General features: G+C 73.6%; 8 protein-coding genes. 2 read left to right on the forward strand and 6 right to left on the reverse strand.

Going from position 1 to position 7085, the window contains the following annotated elements:
* A partial coding sequence (locus SACPADRAFT_RS25670; RefSeq protein ID WP_007025757.1) for a Trp biosynthesis-associated membrane protein occupies nucleotides 1-266 on the reverse strand: 266 nt, incomplete at its 3' end.
* The gene (locus SACPADRAFT_RS0204950; RefSeq protein ID WP_028662220.1) at nucleotides 259-1812 is read right to left on the reverse strand and encodes an anthranilate synthase component I; all 1554 of its coding nucleotides are present in this window, start codon (nucleotides 1810-1812) and stop codon (nucleotides 259-261) included. The genes SACPADRAFT_RS0204950 and SACPADRAFT_RS25670, both read right to left, overlap by 8 nt.
* Before the next feature lie 118 nt (nucleotides 1813-1930).
* On the opposite strand from SACPADRAFT_RS0204950, the gene SACPADRAFT_RS0204955 reads away from it, so the two are divergent.
* Nucleotides 1931-2569: a TetR/AcrR family transcriptional regulator gene (locus SACPADRAFT_RS0204955; protein ID WP_028662221.1), complete on the forward strand. Its 639-nt coding sequence runs from the start codon at nucleotides 1931-1933 to the stop codon at nucleotides 2567-2569.
* A 39-nt stretch (nucleotides 2570-2608) separates the two neighbouring features.
* Here the strand turns inward: SACPADRAFT_RS0204955 and hisI are convergent, their stop codons facing one another.
* Together hisI and hisF are read right to left on the reverse strand one after the other, a co-directional pair.
* Nucleotides 2609-2977, reverse strand: coding sequence for a phosphoribosyl-AMP cyclohydrolase (gene hisI / locus SACPADRAFT_RS0204960; protein WP_007025760.1), 369 nt, complete (start codon nucleotides 2975-2977; stop codon nucleotides 2609-2611).
* On the reverse strand, nucleotides 2974-3747 hold the full coding sequence (hisF, locus tag SACPADRAFT_RS0204965; protein ID WP_007025761.1) for an imidazole glycerol phosphate synthase subunit HisF: 774 nt from the start codon (nucleotides 3745-3747) through the stop codon (nucleotides 2974-2976). Before hisF ends, hisI begins: the two co-directional genes overlap by 4 nt.
* A gap of 120 nt (nucleotides 3748-3867) precedes the next feature.
* Here hisF and SACPADRAFT_RS0204970 point away from each other — a divergent pair, with 120 nt between their 5' ends.
* Nucleotides 3868-5670, forward strand: a complete 1803-nt coding sequence (locus SACPADRAFT_RS0204970) for a hypothetical protein (RefSeq protein ID WP_040923956.1) — start codon at nucleotides 3868-3870, stop codon at nucleotides 5668-5670.
* A gap of 13 nt (nucleotides 5671-5683) precedes the next feature.
* Here the strand turns inward: SACPADRAFT_RS0204970 and priA are convergent, their stop codons facing one another.
* Nucleotides 5684-6421 (reverse strand): bifunctional 1-(5-phosphoribosyl)-5-((5-phosphoribosylamino)methylideneamino)imidazole-4-carboxamide isomerase/phosphoribosylanthranilate isomerase PriA, encoded by a 738-nt coding sequence (priA, locus tag SACPADRAFT_RS0204975; protein WP_007025763.1) that lies wholly within the window; start codon nucleotides 6419-6421, stop codon nucleotides 5684-5686.
* A 76-nt stretch (nucleotides 6422-6497) separates the two neighbouring features.
* The coding region (hisH, locus tag SACPADRAFT_RS0204980; RefSeq protein ID WP_028662223.1) for an imidazole glycerol phosphate synthase subunit HisH at nucleotides 6498-7085 on the reverse strand (588 nt) is incomplete at its 5' end.

Here is a 7085-nt window from a genome sequence, read left to right on the forward strand (position 1 = left end):
CGCCTGCCCGCACCCGGCAGGGCCGGCAGGGCGGGCACCGCGGCCAGCGCCAGCAGGGCGAGCGGGAGCGGCCAGGAGACCAGGTCGGCACCGGAGAGGTCGTCGGCCATCCGGCCGTCGACGGTCAACCCCCGCGGCACCTCGACCCAGATGAGGGACGAAGCGGCCCACAGCGCGCCCGCCGCGAGCACCAACGACAGCAATGCCGTCCACAGTGGACGACGCGCGGCACCGGCCCGCGTCGCCGGATCGTCGCCGTCAGTCACCGGTCCCGGTCTCTCCCACCGGTCGCATCGTGTCGGCGGCGGCCACCGCCGACAGCACGGTCCTGGCCTTGTTCAACGCCTCGGTGTCCTCGTAGCCGGGTTCGGAGTCGGCGACCACGCCGCCACCCGCCTGCACGTGGGCCACCCCGTCCCGCATCAGTGCGGTGCGGATCGCGATGGCGGTGTCGGCGTCCCCGGCGAAGTCGAGGTAGCCCACGATACCGCCGTACAGGCCGCGTCTGGTCGGTTCGAGCTCCTCGATCAGCTCCATCGCCCGCACCTTCGGCGCCCCCGTGAGGGTCCCCGCGGGAAAACACGCCCGGACGGCGTCGAAGGCGGTCCGGCCCTCGGCGAGCTCCCCGGTGACCGTGGACACGATGTGCATCACGTGGCTGTAGCGCTCGACGGTGCAGAAGTCGACCACCCGTACGCTGCCCGCGCGGCAGACCTTGCCGAGGTCGTTGCGGCCGAGGTCGACCAGCATCAGGTGCTCGGCGCGTTCCTTGTCGTCGGCGAGCAGGTCCTTGGCCAGTGCCGCGTCCTCCTCCGGGTCCGTGCCGCGCCACCGGGTGCCGGCGATCGGATGGGTGGTCGCCCGTCCGTCCCGCACCGTCACCAGCGACTCGGGGCTGGAGCCGACGATGTCGAAGCCGTCCAGCCGGAACAGGTACATGTAGGGGCTCGGGTTGGAGGTGCGCAGCACGCGGTAGACGTCCAGCGCGTCGGCACCCGTGCGCATCTCGAACCGCTGCGAGGGTACGACCTGGAACGCCTCCCCGGCGTGCACGGCCTCCACCGCCCGGTTCACCGCGGCGTGGAACTCGGCCTCGGAGCGGCGCCGGGTGAACGCGGGCGCGGGCCGGTCGAAGGTGGCGTTCGTCGCGGGTGCCGGTTCGGCCAGGCGGGCGGTCATGCCGTCCAGCCGCGCCACGGCGTCGTCGTAGGCGGCGTCCACCCGCTCCGGCGAGTCGTCCCAGTTCACCGCGTTCGCGATCAGGGTGACGGTGCCCTCGTGGTGGTCGAAGGCGGCGAGGTCGGTGGCCAGCAACATCGTCAACTCGGGGATGTCGAGATCCTTCTCGGCCAGCTCCGGCAACCGCTCCACCCAGCGCACGGAGTCGTACCCGAGGTAGCCGACCATCCCGCCGGTCAACGGGGGCATCCCCGGCAGCGGTTCGGTGTGCAGGATCTCGACGGTCTCCCGGAGCACCGCGAGCGGGTCCCCGCCGGTGGGCAGCCCCGCCACCGGGGTGCCCGTCCACACGGCCTCCCCGTCCCGGACGGTCAGCGCCGCGGGGCTGTGCACGCCGATGAACGACCAGCGCGACCACGACTGCCCGTTCTCCGCGGACTCCAGCAGGAAGGTGCCGGGCCGGTCACCCGCCAGCTTCCGGTACAGCGCCACGGGCGTGTCCGCGTCGGCCAGCAGCTTGCGCACCACCGGGATGACCCGGCGGTCGGCCGCCAGCGCGCGGAACTCGTCCCGGCCGGGGCTCACCCCACCGAGCCCCCGGGCGGCCGTGTCGGAGATCTGCGCAGTCACCATGGCGTCATTGTGCCGGGCACCGGCGACGGTCCCGACATCGGGCACCGACGGCGCGGCGCCGCGGGCGGGGGCCGACGGCCGGTGGAATCCGCGCCCGCGGTCCGGGCACGATGGCACCGTGACCACGGCACGGAACACGGACCCTCCGCGCAGGCGCGGCCGCAGGCCCGTGGGGCAGGACACCCGGACGGCGCTGCTGGAGGCGGCGCGCGCGATGTTCGCCGAGAACGGGTACGACCGCGCGACGGTGCGCGCCATCGCCACCAGGGCCGGTGTGGACCCGGCCATGGTCAACCACTGGTTCGGCGGCAAGGAGGGCCTGTTCGCCCGGGCCGTCCTGCACGTGCCGTTCGACCACCGCGAGATCGTCGACCGGGTCACCGCGGACGGGCCGGACCACCTCGGGGAGAACATCGTGCGGACGTTCGTCACCGTCTGGGACGGGGCGGGCGGGGACGTGTTCGCGGCACTCGTGCGCGGGGTCAGCACGCACGAGCAGGCGCTGACCGTGCTGAGGGACACCCTGGTGGACACGATGCTCGCCGAGATCGTCCGCACGGCGGGAACGGACGCGCCGGACCTGCGTGCGGCGCTGTGTGCCACGCAGATCGTCGGACTCGGCATGATGCGTTACGTCGTCGGACTGGAACCGGTGGCCTCGGCCGACATCGACACGCTGGTCGCGACCGTGGCACCGACGCTCCAGCACTACCTCACCGGCGACCTCTCCCCGGGCGGGAGCGACGCAGGCCCGTGACTCCACCGTCCCCGTGACTGTCCCCGCGTCCCGGAGCCGTCACGCACCCGGGCCGGTGTCGGACAGCAGCACCCGCTCGTCGGTGTCGAAGCACGACCGGGAGCCGGTGTGGCAGGCCGGCCCGGTCTGCTCGACCCGCACCAGCAGGGTGTCGGCGTCGCAGTCGAGCCGCACCTCGCGCACGTACTGGGTGTGCCCGGAGGTCTCCCCCTTGACCCACAACGTGCCCCTGCTCCGGGAGAAGTAGGTGGCACGGCGGGTGCTCAGCGTCCGGTGCAGCGCCTCGTCGTCCATCCAGGCCACCATCAGCACCTCCGAGGTGGTGTGCTCGACGACCACGGCGCACACGAGGCCGTCGGCGGTGCGCTTGAGCCTGTCCGCGATCGCCGGATCGAGTGCCCCGCTCACCGGACCACCACACCGTCGGCGCGCAGCGCGTCCTTGACCGCACCGATCGTGAACTCCTTGAAGTGGAACACGCTCGCCGCGAGCACGGCGTCGGCCCCCGCGTCGACCGCGGGCGGGAAATGCGCCACCTCGCCCGCACCACCGCTGGCGATCAGCGGGACCCGCACCGCGGCGCGCACCAGCCGGAGCAGCTCCAGGTCGAACCCGGTCCGGGTGCCGTCGGCGTCCATGGAGTTCAGCAGGATCTCGCCGACCCCGAGCTCCTCGCCGCGCGCCGCCCACTCGACGGCGTCGATGCCCGTGCCCCGGCGTCCGCCGTGCGTGGTGACCTCGAACCCGGAGGCGGTCGGCGTCCCGTCCGCGGGCACCCGGCGTGCGTCGACCGAGAGCACCACGCACTGCGCGCCGAACCGCTGGGACGCCTCGCGCAGCAGTTCGGGGCGGGCGACGGCGGCGGTGTTGACACTGACCTTGTCCGCGCCGGCCCGCAGCAGCCGGTCCACGTCGTCGGTGCTGCGCACGCCCCCGCCCACGGTCAGCGGGATGAACACCTGCTCGGCCGTGCGGCGGACGACGTCGTAGGTGGTCTCCCGGTCGCCGGAGGAGGCGGTGACGTCCAGGAAGGTGAGTTCGTCGGCGCCCTCGGCGTCGTAGACGCGGGCGAGTTCGACCGGGTCGCCCGCATCGCGCAGACCGGTGAAGTTGACGCCCTTGACCACCCGGCCCGCGTCCACGTCCAGGCAGGGGATGACTCGCACGGCGACGGACATGCCGTCAGCCTACCCAGGCGGCCGCACGGACCCGTCCGCCGGCCGCGCGGCACCGGAGGAGCAGCGCACACGCGTATCACCCGGACGTGTGGGCACGAGGTGCCTCTCTACAGTGACTCCATGACACTCGGCCCGATGCCAGACGCGCGGACCGTCGACGACCCTCCTCCGCCGGACGGCGCGACCGGGACGGGGCGGCGTGTCCCCCTCGCTCCCGTCGCCTCGGTGTCCGCGGGCACCGCCCTGATCGGACTGCACGCGTGGCAGTACGGCAGCTGGCTGATCGACGACGCGGCGATCACCTTCGCCTACGCGCGCAGCTTCGCGGAGGGACTCGGGTCGGTCGTCCAGCCGGGCGCCGAGCCGGTGGAGGGCTTCTCCAACCCGAGCTGGTTGCTGTTGCTGGTACTCGGGCGGGTGGTCGGGCTGTTCGATCACGGCACCCTGTTCGGTGTCCCGGACTACGTCCTCTACCCGAAGCTGCTCGCGCTGCTGTGCTGCGCGGGAATCCTCACCGCCTGCCACCGGGCCGCACGGCGGGTGCTGTCCCGCCCCTGGTTGGTGCCGCTGGTGGTCGGCGCCCTGCTCGCGGCGATCCCGTCGTTCGTGATCTGGAGCTTCTCCGGGCTGGAGAACGCGCTCTACGCACTGATCCTCGTCGGCCTCGCGGTCCTGCTGTTCCGCGCGGTGCTGGACGGGCGGCTGCTGACCCCGCGGGTGGCCGTCGCGGCGGGTGTCCTCGCCGCGCTCGCCGCCCTGACCCGCCCGGAGGGACTGATCTACGCGGGCGCGTACCCGTTGGTGGTTCTCGGGAACCTGAGCCGGGCGACGGTGCGCCGGAGCGTGTGGCACGTGCTGGTGTCGACGGCGGCCTTCGGTGTGCCCGTGGGCGGGTACCTCGCCTGGCGGCTGGTGCGGTTCGGGCAGGTGCTCGCGAGTCCGTCGGTGGCGAAGGGGCAGGATCTGCCCACCCTGCACGACCTGGCGCGGCCCGGTGAGCTGGTGAACTACCTCGGCGCCCCGGCGGCGTTGCTGGTCATGGCGGTGCTGGGCATCGCCCTGGCCCGGGCCCCGTGGTGGCGCGGCGGGCTGTACGCGCTGCTCGTGCCGCTCAGCCTCGCCGTCACCGCGTACGCGGTGCTGGAGGGGGACTGGATGCGGCAGTTCCGGTTCGCCACCCCGGTGTGGGCGCTGGGGGCACTGGCGGCCACGCTGGCCACGGCCGAGGTGTGGCGCCGCGCCCGCACGCGGAACCGGGCGTGGCTGACCGCCGGGCTGGTCGCCGTCCTGCTGCCCAGCTCGGCGGGATTCGCCCACGCGGCGGAGCGGTTCCGGGGCGACCCGAACATCTCCGCCTGCTACGTCGCCGACCGGTTCGGGCGCGTGTTCAACGGCTACGCCGACATCCTCGGGCTGGACGACGCCTCCCTGCTCCTGCCCGACCTCGGCGGGACCGCCATGACCAGCGACCTCCGGCTGGTCGACATGGCCGGCCTGACCCACGACGGATTCACCGAATTCGCCAGGGACAAGGACCGCGCCGCGCAGCGCGACTACGTCTACGGGGTGCTCGAACCCACCTTCATCCACGTGCGGGAGCCGTGGAGCAGCGGGACCGGGATCGGCCTCGACCCGAGGTTGGCGGAGCACTACCACCCGGTCCACTTCGACATCTACCAGCACGGGCCGCACGGCGACTGGGTCCGCAAGGAGGCGGTGCGCACGCCGGAACTGCTCGCCGAGGTGCGCGACCACGCCCACCGCACGACCACCTGGATCGAGCAGCGTGCCGGGGTGAACCCGCTCCGCGACTGCGGCCCGACGCTCCGGCGCGGGCAGACGACCCCGAGCGAACCGGCCCCGGACCGGCCGGGCCGTGCGCCGCTCCCCGAGGACGCCTTCCCGGAGGCGTTCTCGGAGTAGGTCGCCGGACGGTTCAGTCCGCGGCGACCGCCGCCAGCGCCTCCGGCAGGGTGAACGCCCCGGCGTAGAGGGCCTTGCCGACGATCGCGCCCTCGACCCCGTCGGTCTCCAGGGTCGCCAGTGCACGCAGGTCGTCGAGCGTGGACACCCCGCCCGAGGCGATCACCGCGGCGTCGGTGCGGGCGGTCACCTCCCGCAGCAGCTCCAGATTCGGCCCGCGCAGGGTGCCGTCCTTGCTGACGTCGGTGACGACGTAGCGCTGGGCGCCGTCGCGGTCGAGGCGGTCGAGCGCCTGCCACAGGTCACCCCCGTCGCGGGTCCAGCCGCGGGCGGCGAGCCGGTGGCCCTCCCCGGTGATGCGTACGTCGAGCCCGATGGCCACCCGGTCACCGTGGGTGGCGACCACCTTCGCGCTCCACTCCGGGTCCTCCAGGGCGGCCGTACCGAGGTTGACCCGGCGCGCACCGGTGGCCAGCGCGGCCTCCAGCGAGGCGTCGTCCCGGATGCCGCCGGACAGTTCCACGTCCACGTCCAACCTGCCGACGACGTCGGCGAGCAGCTCGCGGTTGGAGCCCCGGCCGAACGCGGCGTCGAGGTCGACCAGATGGATCCATTCGGCCCCGTCCCGTTGCCAGGACAACGCCGCCTCCAGCGGCGAACCGTAGGCCGTCTCGGTCCCTGCCGCGCCCTGCACCAGGCGCACCGCCTGCCCGTCGGCCACATCGACGGCCGGAAGAAGTGTGAAGGTCACGCCGCCACTATAGGAGAGGGCCCCGCGCCGCCGGGCGGCAGGACGGGCGCGGGCGCGGGCCGCCGTGCGCCCACGGTCACAGGGTGTCGACCCAGTTCCGCAGGATGTGCGCCCCGGCGTCGCCCGACTTCTCCGGGTGGAACTGGGTGGCCCACAGCGGTCCGTTCTCCACCGCGGCGACGAAGTCCCCACCGTGGTGCGCCCACGTCACGGCGGCGTGCCCGGCGGGCAGTTCGGAGTCCAGCGTCCAGCAGCGCACGGCGTAGGAGTGGACGAAGTAGAACCGGGTGTCGGCGTCCAGCCCCGCGAAGAGGCGGGAGTCCGCGGGTGCGGCGACGGTGTTCCACCCCATGTGCGGCAGCACCTCGGCGTCGAGACCCTCCACGGTCCCCGGCCACTCGCCGACGCCCTTCGCCTCGACGCCGTGCTCGACCCCGCGCTCGAACAGGATCTGCATTCCCACGCAGATGCCGAGCACGGGCCTGCTCCCGGCCAGCCGCTTACCGATGATCCGCTCGCCGCCGACGGCGAGCAGCCCGTCCATGCACGCGGCGAACGCCCCGACCCCGGGGACGACGAGACCGTCGGCGGACACCGCGGCCTGCGGGTCGGCCGTCACCTCGACGTCGGCGCCGGTGCGGCGCAGGGCGCGCTCGGCCGAGCG

It is taken from the genome of Saccharomonospora iraqiensis subsp. paurometabolica YIM 90007 (genome assembly GCF_000231035.2).
GTDB lineage: Bacteria > Actinomycetota > Actinomycetes > Mycobacteriales > Pseudonocardiaceae > Saccharomonospora > Saccharomonospora paurometabolica.